The organism is Acinetobacter sp. WCHA29 (assembly GCF_002165335.1).
In the GTDB taxonomy this organism is placed as follows: Bacteria; Pseudomonadota; Gammaproteobacteria; order Pseudomonadales; family Moraxellaceae; genus Acinetobacter.
The window spans coordinates 60,620-75,941 of record NZ_NHRQ01000007.1 but is presented as its reverse complement, the minus strand read 5'-3'; the positions used below and the strand labels follow the sequence as shown (position 1 = coordinate 75,941).

Annotated in this window: 15 protein-coding genes; 3 read left to right on the top strand and 12 right to left on the bottom strand. The window is 39.8% G+C overall.

The annotated features are described in order from the left end of the window. Window positions 1–17: 17 nt before the first annotated feature. The 4 genes from CDG59_RS07165 to CDG59_RS07150 form a co-directional block, all read right to left on the bottom strand. A complete protein-coding gene (locus CDG59_RS07165) occupies window positions 18–1,454 on the bottom strand; it encodes an amino acid permease (RefSeq protein WP_087544493.1) in 1,437 nt (478 codons plus the stop codon). Between the two features lie 191 nt (window positions 1,455–1,645). After that, window positions 1,646–2,005, bottom strand: coding sequence for a RidA family protein (locus CDG59_RS07160; RefSeq protein WP_087544492.1), 360 nt, complete (start codon window positions 2,003–2,005; stop codon window positions 1,646–1,648). 10 nt (window positions 2,006–2,015) lie between these two features. After that, window positions 2,016–3,119, bottom strand: coding sequence for an alanine racemase (gene alr, locus CDG59_RS07155; RefSeq protein ID WP_087544490.1), 1,104 nt, complete (start codon window positions 3,117–3,119; stop codon window positions 2,016–2,018). A 24-nt stretch (window positions 3,120–3,143) separates the two neighbouring features. Continuing rightward, window positions 3,144–4,400, bottom strand: a complete 1,257-nt coding sequence (locus CDG59_RS07150) for a D-amino acid dehydrogenase (protein ID WP_087544488.1) — start codon at window positions 4,398–4,400, stop codon at window positions 3,144–3,146. A 136-nt stretch (window positions 4,401–4,536) separates the two neighbouring features. Here CDG59_RS07150 and CDG59_RS07145 point away from each other — a divergent pair, with 136 nt between their 5' ends. After that, complete coding sequence (locus tag CDG59_RS07145; RefSeq protein WP_005218880.1) at window positions 4,537–5,004, top strand: Lrp/AsnC ligand binding domain-containing protein; 468 nt, start codon at window positions 4,537–4,539, stop codon at window positions 5,002–5,004. A gap of 67 nt (window positions 5,005–5,071) precedes the next feature. On the opposite strand, the gene CDG59_RS07140 is transcribed toward CDG59_RS07145, so the two are convergent. The 6 genes from CDG59_RS07140 to CDG59_RS07115 form a co-directional block, all read right to left on the bottom strand. Then, the gene (locus tag CDG59_RS07140; protein ID WP_087544486.1) at window positions 5,072–5,440 is read right to left on the bottom strand and encodes a ribonuclease E inhibitor RraB; all 369 of its coding nucleotides are present in this window, start codon (window positions 5,438–5,440) and stop codon (window positions 5,072–5,074) included. Between the two features lie 239 nt (window positions 5,441–5,679). After that, a complete protein-coding gene (locus CDG59_RS07135) occupies window positions 5,680–6,345 on the bottom strand; it encodes an RluA family pseudouridine synthase (RefSeq protein ID WP_087544484.1) in 666 nt (221 codons plus the stop codon). A 177-nt stretch (window positions 6,346–6,522) separates the two neighbouring features. After that, complete coding sequence (locus CDG59_RS07130) at window positions 6,523–6,975, bottom strand: hypothetical protein (protein ID WP_087544482.1); 453 nt, start codon at window positions 6,973–6,975, stop codon at window positions 6,523–6,525. Between the two features lie 580 nt (window positions 6,976–7,555). Then, window positions 7,556–8,443, bottom strand: coding sequence for a DMT family transporter (locus CDG59_RS07125; protein WP_087544480.1), 888 nt, complete (start codon window positions 8,441–8,443; stop codon window positions 7,556–7,558). Between the two features lie 66 nt (window positions 8,444–8,509). Continuing rightward, window positions 8,510–9,088: a DUF4126 domain-containing protein gene (locus CDG59_RS07120; protein WP_087544478.1), complete on the bottom strand. Its 579-nt coding sequence runs from the start codon at window positions 9,086–9,088 to the stop codon at window positions 8,510–8,512. A 125-nt stretch (window positions 9,089–9,213) separates the two neighbouring features. Continuing rightward, window positions 9,214–9,357, bottom strand: coding sequence for a zinc ribbon-containing protein (locus CDG59_RS07115; RefSeq protein WP_004637424.1), 144 nt, complete (start codon window positions 9,355–9,357; stop codon window positions 9,214–9,216). A gap of 210 nt (window positions 9,358–9,567) precedes the next feature. On the opposite strand from CDG59_RS07115, the gene CDG59_RS07110 reads away from it, so the two are divergent. Both CDG59_RS07110 and CDG59_RS07105 read left to right on the top strand, forming a co-directional pair. Next, window positions 9,568–10,674, top strand: a complete 1,107-nt coding sequence (locus CDG59_RS07110) for an AAA family ATPase (protein ID WP_087544476.1) — start codon at window positions 9,568–9,570, stop codon at window positions 10,672–10,674. Further along, on the top strand, window positions 10,671–11,456 hold the full coding sequence (locus tag CDG59_RS07105; RefSeq protein WP_087544474.1) for a hypothetical protein: 786 nt from the start codon (window positions 10,671–10,673) through the stop codon (window positions 11,454–11,456). Before CDG59_RS07110 ends, CDG59_RS07105 begins: the two co-directional genes overlap by 4 nt. Window positions 11,457–11,483: 27 nt before the next feature. Here CDG59_RS07105 and acnD read toward each other — a convergent pair whose 3' ends face one another. After that, complete coding sequence (acnD, locus tag CDG59_RS07100; protein WP_087544473.1) at window positions 11,484–14,090, bottom strand: Fe/S-dependent 2-methylisocitrate dehydratase AcnD; 2,607 nt, start codon at window positions 14,088–14,090, stop codon at window positions 11,484–11,486. Further along, window positions 14,090–15,247, bottom strand: a complete 1,158-nt coding sequence (prpC, locus tag CDG59_RS07095) for a 2-methylcitrate synthase (RefSeq protein WP_087544472.1) — start codon at window positions 15,245–15,247, stop codon at window positions 14,090–14,092. The genes acnD and prpC overlap by 1 nt, the downstream gene beginning before the upstream one ends. Window positions 15,248–15,322 lie beyond the last annotated feature (75 nt).

Genomic DNA, 15,322 nt, shown 5'->3' with positions numbered 1-15,322 from the left:
TCGGTCAATCTATCTGACTAAACAACTGACTTTTCATTTAATCGGCGCATTCTCGGTTTATAGAGCACACGATAAGTCACGCTTAAAATTAAAATCCATAACGGACTAATGTATAAGGCTTTCAAGGTATCGGGCTCAAGCGCCAAAATCACTAAAGTAAACATCAAGAACGCGATCACGATATAAGACATGAACACCCCACCCGGCATTTTGAATGTTGATTGGGCATGTAATTCAGGACGTAACTTACGGTAGCGGATATAACACACCATAATCAGACTCCAGACGCTGATAAATAGAATCACGCATAAAGAGCTTGCTAAGGTAAATGCTTCAATCGTGTTTGGCACGAAGTACTGTAGTACCGCGCCCCCCATGATGAATACGCAAGAGAAGATTAAACCATTGGCTGGAACAGCGCTCTTTGATAACCGACCAAAAGCATTAGGCGCCTGACCATCTTTCGATAAACCAAATAACATCCGACTCGTTGAGAACACACCACTATTCATGGATGACATCACCGAAGATAACACCACAAGATTCATGATAATCGCAGAGGTGACAATCCCTGCATTTAAGAACAATTCAACAAAAGGACTTTTATCCGCACGAATATGATCCCAAGGTGTCACAGACATCACCACGAGTAAAGCCAAGACATAGAATAAAATAATACGAATCGGAATCGCATTAATCGCCTTGGGTAAGTTCTTGTGAGGATCTTTGGTTTCAGCGGCTGTTGTTCCGATTAACTCCACTCCAACAAACGCAAAAACTGCGATTTGGAATCCCGCTAAGAAGCCATCTAAACCTTTGGGGAACATCCCACCATGCGACCAAATATTACTAAATGAAGCAACGCTACCATGTGGTGCAACAAAGTGGCTGAAAATCATATAACCACCCACCACAATTAATCCCATAATTGCCAAAATTTTGATTAAAGCAAACCAAAATTCGACTTCACCAAACAATTTGACCGTAAGCAAATTCAACGCTAAGACAAATAAGACACAGCCCGCACTAATCATCGCCTGACCAATTGGCGTAAAGGTTGTGCCATCAGGCAACCAAAAGCCAAGATAATTAATCACAGCCGCTAAGTCAGCGATACCGACCAAAACCCAACCTAGCCAATAAGTCCAACCCAAGTAATAACCTGCCCATGGACCAATCAGATCATGTGCCATATCTACAAAAGATTTGTACTGTAAGTTAGCAAGTAATAACTCTCCTAATGCACGCATCAGGAAAAAGAACATCCCACCAATAATCATATAAATGAACAGAATAGATGGGCCTGCAAGGGAGATCGTTTTACCTGAACCCATAAAGAGTCCTGTACCAATCGCACCACCGATCGCAATCAATTGCAAATGGCGATTGGAAAGTTTTCGTTGTAAGTCTTGAGGTGCATCATCACCTGAAGACTGATTATGTATCACCGTCATAAAAAAGTTCCTTTTTACTACTTCCTAAAATGAATCGGTCGCTAATTTATGAGCTTAACCAGCTGTCCTTTATAAATGAACCATTCATTTTGACTGCAAGAAAATACATATTTGCCTTACTTTTATCTATGACAAATACGTTACTTTTCTTCTTTTTTAATCTCATTTAAACAAAAATAAAGCGATTCACTTTATTTTTGTGCTGCAATCACTGCAATTTCAATTAACCAATTTGGATTGACCAAATCAGCTTGAATCGTAGCGCGTGATGGCGCCACACAGTCTTTTAACCAATCCACATAAATCGCATTGACCTTAGGAAAATCCGCTAGGTCTTTGAGAAAAAGTTGAACCGAAAGTAAACGTGATTTATCGCTATTTGCGGAGGCTAACAATTGCTCGATCGTTGCCAATACATCACGCGTTTGTCCTTCGATATCTAAATCGGGGTTTTTAGGGACTTGTCCTGATAAATACACCACTTGATTAAAGACGGTGACAGCACTCATCACTTCGGTGCTATTGATTTTCTGGATCTCTGAATGTGACATGATGACTTCCTTAGTCTTGAGTGATAAATGGAACGCGTGCAGTTACGCCACACATGAGTTCATAGCCAACTGTGCCTGAGGCTGCTGCAACATCATCAATAGAGAGAATTTGTCCTGTTTTTGATGTTCCCCAAAGCACAACTTCACTGCCAATCTCAGCATTCGGTACTGGCGTTAAATAAACTGCCAACATATCCATGCTGACTCGTCCAATAGTTCGAGTACGAATTCCATTGACTAAAACAGGGGTGCCTGTAGGAGAAATACGCTGATAACCATCTGCATAACCACATGCCACAATACCAATGGTCATCGCATGCGCAGCGACAAAATTCGAGCCATAGCCCACACTTTCATTGGCATTTAACTGTTGGATTGCAATCAATTCACTACGCAAACTCATGGTCGGCGCAAGCCCCCAATCTTGAATACTATGCTGAGGATAATCGGGAGAGCTTCCATACAGCATGATGCCACCACGGACATAATCGGAGTGTAGTTGAGATGAATATCTGAGGATGGCAGCACTATTGCTCACCGATCTTTCCCCAGGTAAATCTTGAATGGTGCTTTCAAATTCTGTGAGTTGATAGTCCACGCCAGCTTGATCAAAACGCTCCCTATCCGCATCAGAGAAATGGGTCATATGGGTGATTTTAGCAACATGATTAAGGCGTTGCAGATGCTGCCAGACTTTGCGGTATTGTTGTGGCTTGAAACCTAATCGGTTCATACCACTGTTCATTTTTAAGAAAATATCAAACTGTGCGGGGTAAATATGCTGCTGTACCCATTCAACTTGTTGCTCATTGTGAATGGTAAAACTGAGCTGATACTGGACACAATCAAATAAATCTTGAGGAGAGAAAATCCCTTCGAGCAATAGAATAGGCCCTGTCCAACCGAGTGCACGTAGTCGTTTTGCTTCTTCAATATCAAGTAACGCAAAACCATCTGCTGTTTTAAACGATTCATAAACACGTTCAATACCATGTCCATAAGCATTGGCTTTGACTACAGCAAACACCTTGCTATCTGGAACATTTGCTCTCAAGACCTCAAGGTTTTGACGCAAAGCCTGAGTATGGATGACCGCAGTAATTGGGCGAGGCATAATAAACTTCCTTGTACGCTGTAATTATGCTGCGTGTGAATAGCGCTGAATGGACAAACCATCCGTACTAATATCTGTGCGATGATTCATCACCAGATCACTAATTAGTTTTCCTGAACCACATGCCATCGTCCAACCTAAAGTGCCATGTCCAGTATTCAAGAATAAATTCTTATACTGAGTCGCACCGATAATCGGGGTACTATCAGGTGTCATTGGACGTAAGCCCGTCCAGAACGAAGCTTGCTGTAAATCACCACCCGGGAATAAGTCTTGAGTCACCATTTCCAAAGTGGCACGGCGGTCTTCATTCAAGCCCAAGTTAAAGCCACTTAATTCCGCCATACCACCAACACGAATACGTTGATCAAAACGTGTAATCGCAACTTTGTAAGTTTCATCTAAAACGGTGGATTGTGGTGCAAGTGCAGGATCAACAATTGGAATTGTTAATGAATAGCCCTTCACTGGATATACAGGCAAATTGAGCGCCAATGGTTTGAGGAAGTCACGAGAATAACTACCAAAAGCAAGAACAAAACGGTCGGCTGTTAAAACTGCTCCATTGACCATGACGCCTTTGATTTCATCACCTTCAACAATTAAGTTTTCAACATTCTGATCAAACTTAAACTCCACACCCAAATCTTGTGCCAGTTTTGCCAAGGCATTGGTGAATAAATAACAATCACCTGTCTCATCATTTGGCAAATGTAAACCACCCACTAATTTATCGGTATGTGCTAAAGCAGGTTCTACACGTGCTAACTCTTGTGCATTAAGTAAATCGAAATCCACACCACATTCTTTGAGCACTTGAATATCACGTTGCACTGCCTCTAGTTGAGCGTCATTACGGAATACTTGCAACGTACCTCTAGAACGATTTTCGTAATTAATGCCGGTTTTTGTTCTTAGATCACGCAGACAGTCACGGCTATATTCCGCAACACGCATCATGCGCTCTTTGTTCACTGCATAGCTTTGTGGATTACAGTTTTTCAGCATTTGAGCCATCCACTGTAACTGCCACATACTGCCGTCAATATTAATGGCTAGTGGTGCATGATGTTGAAACATCCATTTAACTGCTTTAAAAGGAATTCCTGGCGCTGCCCACGGTGTCGAATATCCTGGGGAAATTTGCCCTGCATTACCAAAGCTAGTTTCCTTGGCAGGACCCGATTGACGATCAAGCACAGTCACTTGAGTACCTTGCTGTGCAAGGTAATAAGCACTTGCTACACCAATAACACCACTTCCTAAGACGATGACGCGCATAACAATCCCTCACGCACACTAGTTTATTTAACTAGTATATTTTTGCATCAATAGTTTTTTTCACTATTTTTAGGCTTATAATCTAGGTAATTTCATGTTTTCGTCATGAAAAAATTAAAATAAAAGGGAATAATCTATGCGTAAATTAGACCGTATTGATCGCCTGATTTTAGATATTCTGCAACGTGAAGGTCGGATTGCGATTAGTGAGCTGGCTTTACGTGTCAATTTGTCCACCACCCCGTGTTCAGAACGTGTTAAACGCTTAGAGCGCGAAGGGATCATCATGGGCTATTACGCACGGCTCAATCCTGCCCATGTTGACCGCAGTCTTTTGGTCTTTTTAGAAATTAAACTTTCAGCCAAATCTGGTGATGTTTTTGATCAAGTCGCACGTGACCTTGTTGATATTCCCGAAGTTTTGGAATGTCATTTGATCTCAGGAGAGTTTGATTATTTAGTCAAAGCAAGACTAAAAGAAATGAGTGCATACCGACGATTATTAGGTGATTTACTTAAAAAGCTGCCTGCTTCGGCATCTTCACATAGCTATGTCGTGATGGAAGAAGTCAAAGAAAGTCTTTATTTGGATGTGAGTAAATAAGATTAAATTGCATCCTACCAACGATTAAAAATGTTTCAGCCTGCAGATGCAGGCTGAATATATATGGTCACTCGTCTTCATCATCGTAGATATAGCTCATACAACCCCAACCGTCATATTCACCATCAAACTCTTGTGCAATACGTGTCATCCACTCTTCTAAGTCTGCAATATCATCGTGTTCAAGCATCATATTAATATGGATATTCAACACCCACATATCTGAGCCATCTGAGTGTAACTCTTCTTGATAAAGTGAGATCTTTTGTTCTTGGTGCAACAGATGGAGTGCACATTTTTCAACTTGCTCTTGTTTTTCAAACACAATCGAAAATTCAACTTCATGTGGTTCCGTGAGATCATTGCCATCTTCAACCATCTGCCACAAGACATTACCATTATCATTGTCTGGAAATTGTTCATAGTCGCGTGTCATATCAATATCCTTTGTTATGTTTTGATTTCATGATTGGCTATAGATTAACCTATTTTTATGTCAGTTTTTAGACGCAACAATTATATGATCATCAAAAAAGGATAGAAATTTTTAACTACTCGCATCCATCTCATCCAACAAAGGCTCAAAACATTATATGATTTTATAATCTATTATAGATCTTCAAATTTGGCTAGCCATACTATGCTTTTCTTTGAGAATGCTCTTGTGAGCATACTTTAAAAAGGAACTACCGACTCAAGCTCGATTGCAGATTGTTTTAATGGATGTTGGAAAGCAAGATAGGTGGCATGCAATGCCATACGTTTAAAATGGAATTTGGCAGGCTCAGGATGATAAAGTTTATCGCCCATAATGGGATGCCCAATATGCATCATATGTACACGAAGCTGATGTGAACGTCCTGTCACTGGTTCTAAACACACTCTACTTTGATCTGTTGTCACATCATACTCAATTGATTGGAATAGCGTTTTGGCAGGCTTTCCCAATTCAAAATGCACCATCTGACGAGGACGATTTTCCCAATCTGTCATCAAGGGCACTTCGACACTGCCGTCTTGCTGAATCTGTCCTTGTACAAGCGCCACATAATATTTTTTAACCGTTCGCGCTTGGAACATTTTGCTAATCGCAACTTCAGCATCTCTATGTTTTGCGAACATCAACAATCCTGATGTTGCCATATCTAAACGATGTGTAACTTTAGCAGAAGGATATTGTGCTAAAACGCGCAAATACGCACTATCTTGATGTTCAGGCAAACGCCCCATGACCGACAATAGCCCTGCTGGCTTATTAATCACCACTAAATCTTCATCCTCATAGATTATCTCAAGTGGATCTTGCGGCGGCAGATAAATAAAGTTGTCATTTAGGGGCATGAGCAGTAAAGGTTCTAAATAGAGCGGGGCAATTATAGCGAGTTCTCAGCCAAAAACGAATTTTGAGATGAAATACTAGATAGAGAACTTGTTTTATTGAAATGTTATTAAAGATGTCTAGAGTTAATGCCGTTGCCTGTTTTGATTATTATTGTTACGACATTAACTCGTATATTTTTATGATGCTGTTTTTATCGCTTTATTTAAACTGTCTTTATAAAGCTGCTCTAAAGTTGCAATGTCTCGATTTAAAAAAGTAATCAAATATTCTTTGGCACGACTCAACGTTAAGTAATTAAAAGAAATCGTGTCTTTGCTCTTACGTGTCACCAATCCGAATAAATCTTTTTTAGGAATAAACACAGGAATATCGCTTTCTAATTTAAATTCAAGCTGCTGTGTTTGTGAAAAGGCATCTATTGTGATGCGTAAGGTCTGTTCAGTGTAATCATCTCGTACAATAAAGCTGGTACTTACACCATCTAGCTGTAATTGACGAACCAATTGCTGACGCCATCCCATCTCATCGAAACGAGTAACGATCGTTTCTAAATCAAAAGCACCCAAATGATCAGCTTCATTTCGATTAGTTTGATGCGGATAACGTATTTTAAGATCGAATTCTTTCATTATTTTTATGACCTCTTCCAATATGATCAATTTTCTAGTTTCAATTATATCATTTTGTTTTTTATTATAAAAACAGGAGTTTATATTCAAAAAATAAATATTATAAGACCTGTTTCACACTTATATTTAAATTCATTGATCGGGTTTTTATTATTTATATCTGATTGGTCATATTCTGTTTATATTAAATTTTTTAGGGTATCAAGGGAAAACATGTTGTTTACTTCAACACCTATGACTTTGTAAGCCATAACCTTTGCCTATAGACTTTTGATCTATAGCGTCCTAAGCCGAATCGAGACCTTTTGGGTTTGTACACACTTGCTTTATAAGCATCGGTGCATGCTACTCTTTTCGATCCCCTTACGGAACTTTAATCGTTCCTCAACCCTTTAGACATAGTTTAGGCAGATCAGTTCGGGATTGTTTTCCTAAAAACTGGTATTTTTCGCCACTAATGAAATAATTTTGCATATCTCATCCAACAATCAGAATTATTTTCCATTTCAATAAAAAATAGCTGATTTACATTTCAATATATTCCAATTTAGATGTGTATTTTTTCATTTAAAACCTAAATTTATGCCCAGATCACCATAATGGCCGCCACAATTACCAGCCATAAACCTAAATGATCCGTCTTTGCCAACTTTTCTCTAAAGAAAAATACTGAGATCAGTAAGCTAAATAGAATTTCGATCTGACCCAGTGTTTTCACAATCGCCACAGTTTGCATACTCATGGCACTGAACCATCCCAAAGATGCTAAAAAACTGCAAATACTTACACGAAGGGTCAGACCAAGACGTTGCCACATGTTATACAACGTACTGCGACTAAAGATTCCCAAATACAGCAATAATGCAATGCACTGAAAACTAATCAAACTGCATAATACCCATCCTGCACGATGCAAAAATGGCAACATGCTCAGCTCTAAACTGGCTTCACGTACCAGAAGTGAAGTAATGGCAAAACATAAACCACTGCCTAAACCAATGATTAAAGTATTGAAGGAAAGTTGCGTACTATGTCGACCTTTACTCAATAAAAAAACTGCGATTGCCCCAATCAATACACCAACCCAGCCCAAAGTGGTCAACCGCTCGTGTAGAAAAACCACTGCAATCAAGGCTGCCAAAATCGCTTCGCTTTTAGCCAACCCGATACCAATCGCATAGTTCTTTTGTTGAAATAGTTTCACCATCAACGCTGTCGCAAAAATTTGGCTGATTCCTGCAATCACTACATAAAGCCAAAATGTATTGGAAAAATGGGCTTGAACAGTGACAGGTTGATGCAGATAAAGGAATGCTAAATAACTAAACGCAAAAATCGGAGAAAAAATAAATCGGGCCAATGTCGTACCATAAGCATCGACTGTGGTACTGAGCTGTTTTTGAAATGCGTTGCGCCATGCTTGCATAAACGCAGCCATGATCGTGAACAGAATCCAAGTAAATGCCATAAACGCCAACGCACCATCAAAATGTGTGTGTAATTTACTCGCTTCCTTATGATTTTTCGAGTGTTATTAACACGCTGACGGATTGATCTGATTTTTTCTCTTTTTATGTATCCAACGTGCGACCACAATCACGAGAATAATCACAAATACCGTAATCACAACAGGCATCACAAATGCCAAGATCGACAAGACAATTGAGCCAATCAACTCACCTGTTGCCACTACAAAATTACCCAGTCCACCAGTGGTTGCTGTTGAAACGCCACGTGCCGCTACGGTACTCATTTGCACCACACCTGCCGTTCCACCGCCCACGATCAGTGCGGCTGCCCACGTCGCAAACTGTGACATTTCTCCACTACTGACTGCCATCGTACTGAGTGTGCCTGCCACTACAGCAGCAGGTGTGGCAATGGTATCCAAGAGATTATCGACCCACGGCACATAGTAAGCTGCGATTTCACAGATCGTCGCAAATCCAAGTGCAGCGCATACAGATGGAATGGCTAACCATTCAAAGTCTTTGGCAGGTTCATACCAACCCAACAAAGTTGCAATGCTCATCACCAACAAGGGAACAAAGACACGAAAACCACAGGCTGCGCTTAATCCTACGCCGATACAAAGTCCTAATATTGTTTCCATCTGGGTTTTCCTTATTTTTGTCAGATATCGCTATCTTGTTATTTCATATTTTACAGTAACAAAAAAGCCCTATCGAGTGACAGGGCTTTCATCAAAACAGTGGGTAACTGTTTGGTGTTTGCGGCTTAGGCATTCTTACTGTTGAATTGATTGCCAAGGCATTTGGTACACGGAGGTAAACGATCAGTACCAATTTCTAAATAGGTGCGATGTCCGCATTGAACACAAAAATAGAAGCCAGTTCCAGGTTTTTCGCCAGCAGTAACCATCTTTGTTCTCCATAGATTTTAGAAATGGTTCATATACTATAGCGTGATAGTTTTGATTATTTATTGACCTTTCTGACGAGTGGTGATGGCATTTAGACAAATGAAAGCTTAATAGCTTTATTTGTATTCATTGTATTTTGCCGTATTTTTTTTACGGCAAAGTAATGTTACATTACCTCTAATCGTTTAATTAAAACAATGGTTAGTAAAATGCTTACTAAATTTACAGTTCAAAATTTTCGAAGATTTGAGAAAGCCATTACATTTGACTGGAAAGCCGCGAACTATGAATTTAATTCTGAATGTATTAAAAGCACCTATGTAAAAACTGCATTAGTTTATGGAAAAAATGGCACTGGTAAAACAAATCTTGCATGGGCAATTTTTGATATTGTTGCCCACATTACAGACAATAATAGTCGATTCTTGCCATCTAAAAATTATCTAAATGAAAACTCAGAACTAGATAATGCAACTTTTGAATATAGTTTTTTATTCGATAAAACAAAAATAGATTATTCTTATCAAAAAAACTCTGATGCTGAACTTATATCAGAGGTTTTAAAAATTGATGATATGGAATATATTAAATATAATATAGGCTCACCATTTAAATGTTTATTTAAAGGAACAGAACGTCTTAATAAAAATATAGATAAAGACAATAAAATTTCAGCTTTAAAATACATATACAATAACAGCAACTTAGATAAAAGAAACAATCAAAACAAGGCATTTTCTCAGTTTATGTCATTTATTAATGGAATGTTACTTTTTAGAACACTATTTGACTCATTAAGTTATGTTGGTTATAAAAATGGTTCAGACAATATATATAAAGATATTCTAAAAAAAGGAAATTTAAAAGATTTTGAAAAATTTTTAAATGACTGTGAAATTGAATGTCAACTAGAGGAAACTTTAAATGATGGCGAACCAACGATTGGATTTAAAATAAAAGACAAAACTATCCCTATCTATTTAATTGGATCAACAGGAACAAAAAGCCTTGCTCTTTTTTATTTCTGGTGGCAAGAAATAAAAGAAGGAAAAATATCATTATTATTTATTGATGAATTTGACTCTTCATATCATTTTAAATTATCACGTCAAATTGTAAAACGTCTAAAAGAAATTGATTGCCAAGTCGTGCTAACCACTCATAATACTACTCTTTTGGACAATGATTTGATCAGACCAGACTGTGGATTTATAATAAATGGAACAGAAATTACATCCCTTCACAATAGTACTAAAAAAGATATTCGATTAGCCCATAACATTGAAAAAATGTATCGTTCGGGAAGCTTCGAATGAGTAAAGGAACTATATTATACTTAGTTGAAGGGAAACAAGAACGTAGTATTAATGAACAAATTAGATCTCTTACTAGCCTTAACGATGAAGAGCTTTTACCTTCAGGTCCAACTATTGTTTATGGTACTTGTTTATATGGGTTATTTCAGAAAGTTGAAAATTATCTTTTGACAGGTGAAGACTTTCATTTATTTCATCTTCTAGATGATTTTAAAAAAAGAAATGAAAATAATGAAATATCTTTTGATGAAATAACCAAAGATGATATATCCGAAATATATTTAATTTTTGACTATGACCCTCATGTAGGTAATTATGATGAAGAAAAAATTAAAAGAATGTGTGAAATTTTCGATGATGAATTCACCATAGGAAAACTATTTATAAATTATCCTATGATTGAAGTGTTTAGACACTGTTATAAACTTGTAAGTTGTGGTCAACTCATCCAAGAATCACGTACTCCTTTACCGAGAAATGGATTAGGTAATTATAAAAGTTATGTGTCACAATTCGAGCCTACAATAATGCATATTAATTGTTATGAAACAATCAAAAATGTTTGTAGACAAACCATTTTAAAGTCAAATTATCTAGTGAATTCAACATATACTTATCCTTCAAATAAGGACTTAGTTAATCAAAAAACAATTTTAAATAAACAGCTTTCTTTTGAAGATAATTTTCATTTATTAAGTGGAATACCTCTATTAATTCATCATTATCATCGTGATGAATTTTTAACAGAATATTTATCAATGCAACAAGAACCTACTACTTAAAATTAGTAGTAGGTTCCTTAAAGCTATTTAAGCCACTTGACCTTCTAAGAAGTCTTGTGCAAAACGCTGTAATACACCGCCCGCTTCATATACAGACACTTCTTCTTCTGTATCTAAACGGCAAGTGACAGGCACTTCAACAATCTCTTCTTTACCATCCGCTGTGGCACGTTCAATCACTAAAGTCAAAGTCGAACGCGGTGCAATATTACCAATCACGCTATAAAGCTCGGTACCATCTAACTTCAACGTTTTACGGTTCACACCCGGTTTAAACTCAAGCGGTAACACGCCCATACCGACAAGGTTAGTACGGTGAATACGCTCAAAACCTTCAGCCACGATCGCTTCAACACCTGCAAGACGAACACCTTTCGCTGCCCAATCACGGCTTGAACCTTGACCATAATCCGCACCTGCAATGATGATCAACGGTTGCTTACGGTTCATGTAAGTTTCAATCGCTTCCCACATACGCATCACTTCGCCTTCAGGCTCTACACGCGCTTTTGAACCTTGTTTAATCGTGCCGTCTGAACGAACCACCATTTCATTAAACAATTTCGGGTTGGCAAATGTTGCACGTTGGGCGGTCAAATGGTCACCACGATGTGTCGCGTATGAGTTGAAGTCTTCTTCAGGTACGCCCATTTTGTGTAGGTATTCACCCGCAGCCGAATCCATCATGATCGCATTTGAAGGCGATAAATGGTCAGTCGTGATGTTATCACCCAAAATTGCAAGCGGACGCATGTTGGTCAACGTACGTGGTGCAGCCAACGCCCCTTCCCAATACGGCGGACGACGGATGTAAGTACTCATTGGACGCCAGTCGTAAAGTGGGCTTTCCGCTTGCTCAACTTCACCGAGGTCAAACATTGGAATGTAGACTTTACGGAATTGTTCAGGCTTCACAGCTTCTTTTACCAGTGCATCGATTTCAGCATCAGATGGCCAGATATCTTTCAGGTAAATTGGATTACCGTCTTTGTCATGACCTAACGCATCTTTTTCGATGTCAAAACGAATCGTACCCGCAATTGCATACGCCACAACTAATGGTGGAGATGCCAAGAATGCTTGTTTTGCATATGGATGGATACGACCATCGAAGTTGCGGTTACCCGAAAGTACCGCTGTCGCATATAAATCACGGTCAATAATTTCTTGCTGGATAGCTGGATCAAGCGCACCTGACATACCATTACACGTAGTACATGCATACGCCACGATACCAAAACCAAGTTTTTCTAGGTCTTTGAGTACACCAGCTTCTTCAAGATAAAGTGCAGCCGCTTTAGAACCTGGTGCAAATGATGATTTCACCCAAGGTTTACGTACTAAACCAAGTTCATTGGCTTTACGTGCCAATAGACCTGCTGCCACCGTGTTACGTGGGTTTGAGGTATTGGTACAAGACGTGATCGCAGCAATGATGATCGCGCCATCAGGCATTAAACCATCCGTACGGTTTTCAACAACGCCAGCAATACCTTTTTCTTTCAAATCAGCAGTAGATACACGTGCATGTGGGTTTGATGGACCTGCAATGTTACGAGTCACTGTTGAAAGATCGAAACGAAGTACACGTGGGTACTGCGCTTTGGTCATATCCGATGCCCAAAGACCGATTTCTTTTGCGTATTGCTCAACCAATGCCACTTGTGCATCTTCACGACCTGTCAGGCGTAAATAATCAATCGTGTTTTGGTCGATGTAGAACATCGCAGCCGTTGCACCGTATTCAGGTGTCATGTTCGAGATGGTTGCACGGTCACCAATCGACATGGTGTCTGCGCCTTCACCGAAGAACTCAAGGTATGCACCAACCACACGTTCTTTACGTAAGAATTCAGTGAGTGCCAATACGATATCAGTAGCTGTGATGCCTGCTTGACGCTGACCGACAAGCTCAACACCGATAATGTCTGGAAGACGCATCCAAGATGCACGACCCAACATCACGTTTTCAGCTTCTAAACCACCTACACCCACTGAGATCACACCAAGCGCATCCGTATGTGGTGTATGTGAGTCTGTACCTACACATGTGTCTGGGAACGCTAAACCATCACGATTTTGGATCACTGGAGACATTTTCTCCAAGTTGATCTGGTGCATGATGCCGTTACCCGCAGGGATTACGTCGACATTTTTAAATGCAGTTTTGGTCCACTCGATAAAGTGGAAACGGTCTTCGTTACGACGATCTTCTACTGCACGGTTTTTCTCAAACGCGTCAGGATCAAAGCCGCCATATTCCACTGCCAAAGAGTGATCCACGATCAACTGCGTTGGAACGACTGGGTTCACTTTAGAAGGATCGCCACCTTTGTCAGCAATCGCATCACGTAAACCAGCAAGGTCGACGAGTGCGGTTTGACCTAAGATGTCATGACAAACTACACGCGCAGGATACCAAGGAAAATCCATGTCCTGACGGCGTTCAATCAATTGCTTTAAATAATCAGTTAAGTTTTCTGCATCAGCTTTACGTACAAGCTGCTCTGCCAACACTTTAGATGTGTATGGCAAAGTTTCATATGCGCCTGGCTGAATATCTTCAACGGCTTGACGCACGTCATAATATTCGAGCTGGGTACCTGCCAGCGGTTTACGGTATTGATTTGTCATTAACCACGCTCCGCCAATGGTTTAAATTCTAAGTTTTCAGGGCCAGTATAGTTCGCGCTTGGGCGAATGATCTTGCCGTCTTGACGTTGTTCAATCACATGTGCTGACCAACCTGCTGTACGTGCAATCACGAATAATGGAGTGAACATTGCTGTTGGAACACCCATCAAGTGATAGCTCACCGCACTGAACCAATCGAGGTTCGGGAACATGTTCTTCACTTCTTTCATCACTGCTTCTAAACGTTCAGCAATGAGGTACATCTTGTTATTTTCTTGTGCTTCAGCAAGGTCATACGCGACTTTCTTGATCACTTCGTTACGTGGATCAGAGATGGTATAAACAGGGTGACCAAAGCCGATGATCACTTCTTTCTTCTCTACACGGCTACGGATGTCTGCTTCTGCTTCATCAGCGTTGTCATAACGTTGTTGAATCACGAATGCAACTTCGTTCGCACCACCATGTTTTGGACCACGCAACGCACCAATACCACCTGTAATTGCTGAGTACATGTCTGAACCTGTACCTGCAACAACACGTGAAGTAAATGTAGAAGCGTTGAATTCATGCTCAGCATACAGAATCAAAGACGTATGCATTGCTTGAATCCATTCTTCAGATGGCGCTTCGCCATGAAGTAAATGGAGGAAATGCGCAGCGATTGAGTCATCATTCGTTTCAACTTCGATACGACGACCGTTGTTGCTGAAGTGGTACCAATACAACAACATTGAACCCAAGCTTGCCATCAATTTATCAGCGATGTCTTTTGCACCTGCTTCATTGTGGTCTTCATGTTCAGGCGTTAAACAACCTAAAACTGACACACCTGTACGCATCACGTCCATAGGGTGTGCAGATGGTGGTAACTGTTCAAGTGCCGTTTTCAATGCGGCTGGTAAGCCACGAAGTGCTTTCAGTTTTGCTTTATAGGCTTTCAACTCAGCTTTGTTTGGCAGTTTGCCATGTACAAGCAAATGTGCAACTTCTTCAAATTCGCTACCCACTGCAAGGTCAAGAATATCGTAACCACGATAGTGCAAGTCATTACCACTACGACCTACGGTACAAAGTGCAGTGTTACCTGCAACTTGACCACTTAACGCAACTGATTTTTTTGGCTTGAAGCCTGTTGGAGTTTCATTACTGCTCATAAGATTGTCCTTTTTTATATCTTTGGGGTAAAACTTATAAAGTTCTTAATCTCCCTAAATCCCTCTTTCCAAAGA

Bases quoted from the DNA above. Each gene is read 5' to 3' on its own strand.
- CDG59_RS07165 (WP_087544493.1), bottom strand. From the start codon at position 1,454: ATGACGGTGATACATAATCAGTCTTCAGGTGATGATGCACCTCAAGAC.
- CDG59_RS07160 (WP_087544492.1), bottom strand. From the start codon at position 2,005: ATGTCACATTCAGAGATCCAGAAAATCAATAGCACCGAAGTGATGAGT.
- alr (WP_087544490.1), bottom strand. From the start codon at position 3,119: ATGCCTCGCCCAATTACTGCGGTCATCCATACTCAGGCTTTGCGTCAA.
- CDG59_RS07150 (WP_087544488.1), bottom strand. From the start codon at position 4,400: ATGCGCGTCATCGTCTTAGGAAGTGGTGTTATTGGTGTAGCAAGTGCT.
- CDG59_RS07145 (WP_005218880.1), top strand. From the start codon at position 4,537: ATGCGTAAATTAGACCGTATTGATCGCCTGATTTTAGATATTCTGCAA.
- CDG59_RS07140 (WP_087544486.1), bottom strand. From the start codon at position 5,440: ATGACACGCGACTATGAACAATTTCCAGACAATGATAATGGTAATGTC.
- CDG59_RS07135 (WP_087544484.1), bottom strand. From the start codon at position 6,345: ATGCCCCTAAATGACAACTTTATTTATCTGCCGCCGCAAGATCCACTT.
- CDG59_RS07130 (WP_087544482.1), bottom strand. From the start codon at position 6,975: ATGAAAGAATTCGATCTTAAAATACGTTATCCGCATCAAACTAATCGA.
- CDG59_RS07125 (WP_087544480.1), bottom strand. From the start codon at position 8,443: ATGGCATTTACTTGGATTCTGTTCACGATCATGGCTGCGTTTATGCAA.
- CDG59_RS07120 (WP_087544478.1), bottom strand. From the start codon at position 9,088: ATGGAAACAATATTAGGACTTTGTATCGGCGTAGGATTAAGCGCAGCC.
- CDG59_RS07115 (WP_004637424.1), bottom strand. From the start codon at position 9,357: ATGGTTACTGCTGGCGAAAAACCTGGAACTGGCTTCTATTTTTGTGTT.
- CDG59_RS07110 (WP_087544476.1), top strand. From the start codon at position 9,568: ATGCTTACTAAATTTACAGTTCAAAATTTTCGAAGATTTGAGAAAGCC.
- CDG59_RS07105 (WP_087544474.1), top strand. From the start codon at position 10,671: ATGAGTAAAGGAACTATATTATACTTAGTTGAAGGGAAACAAGAACGT.
- acnD (WP_087544473.1), bottom strand. From the start codon at position 14,090: ATGACAAATCAATACCGTAAACCGCTGGCAGGTACCCAGCTCGAATAT.
- prpC (WP_087544472.1), bottom strand. From the start codon at position 15,247: ATGAGCAGTAATGAAACTCCAACAGGCTTCAAGCCAAAAAAATCAGTT.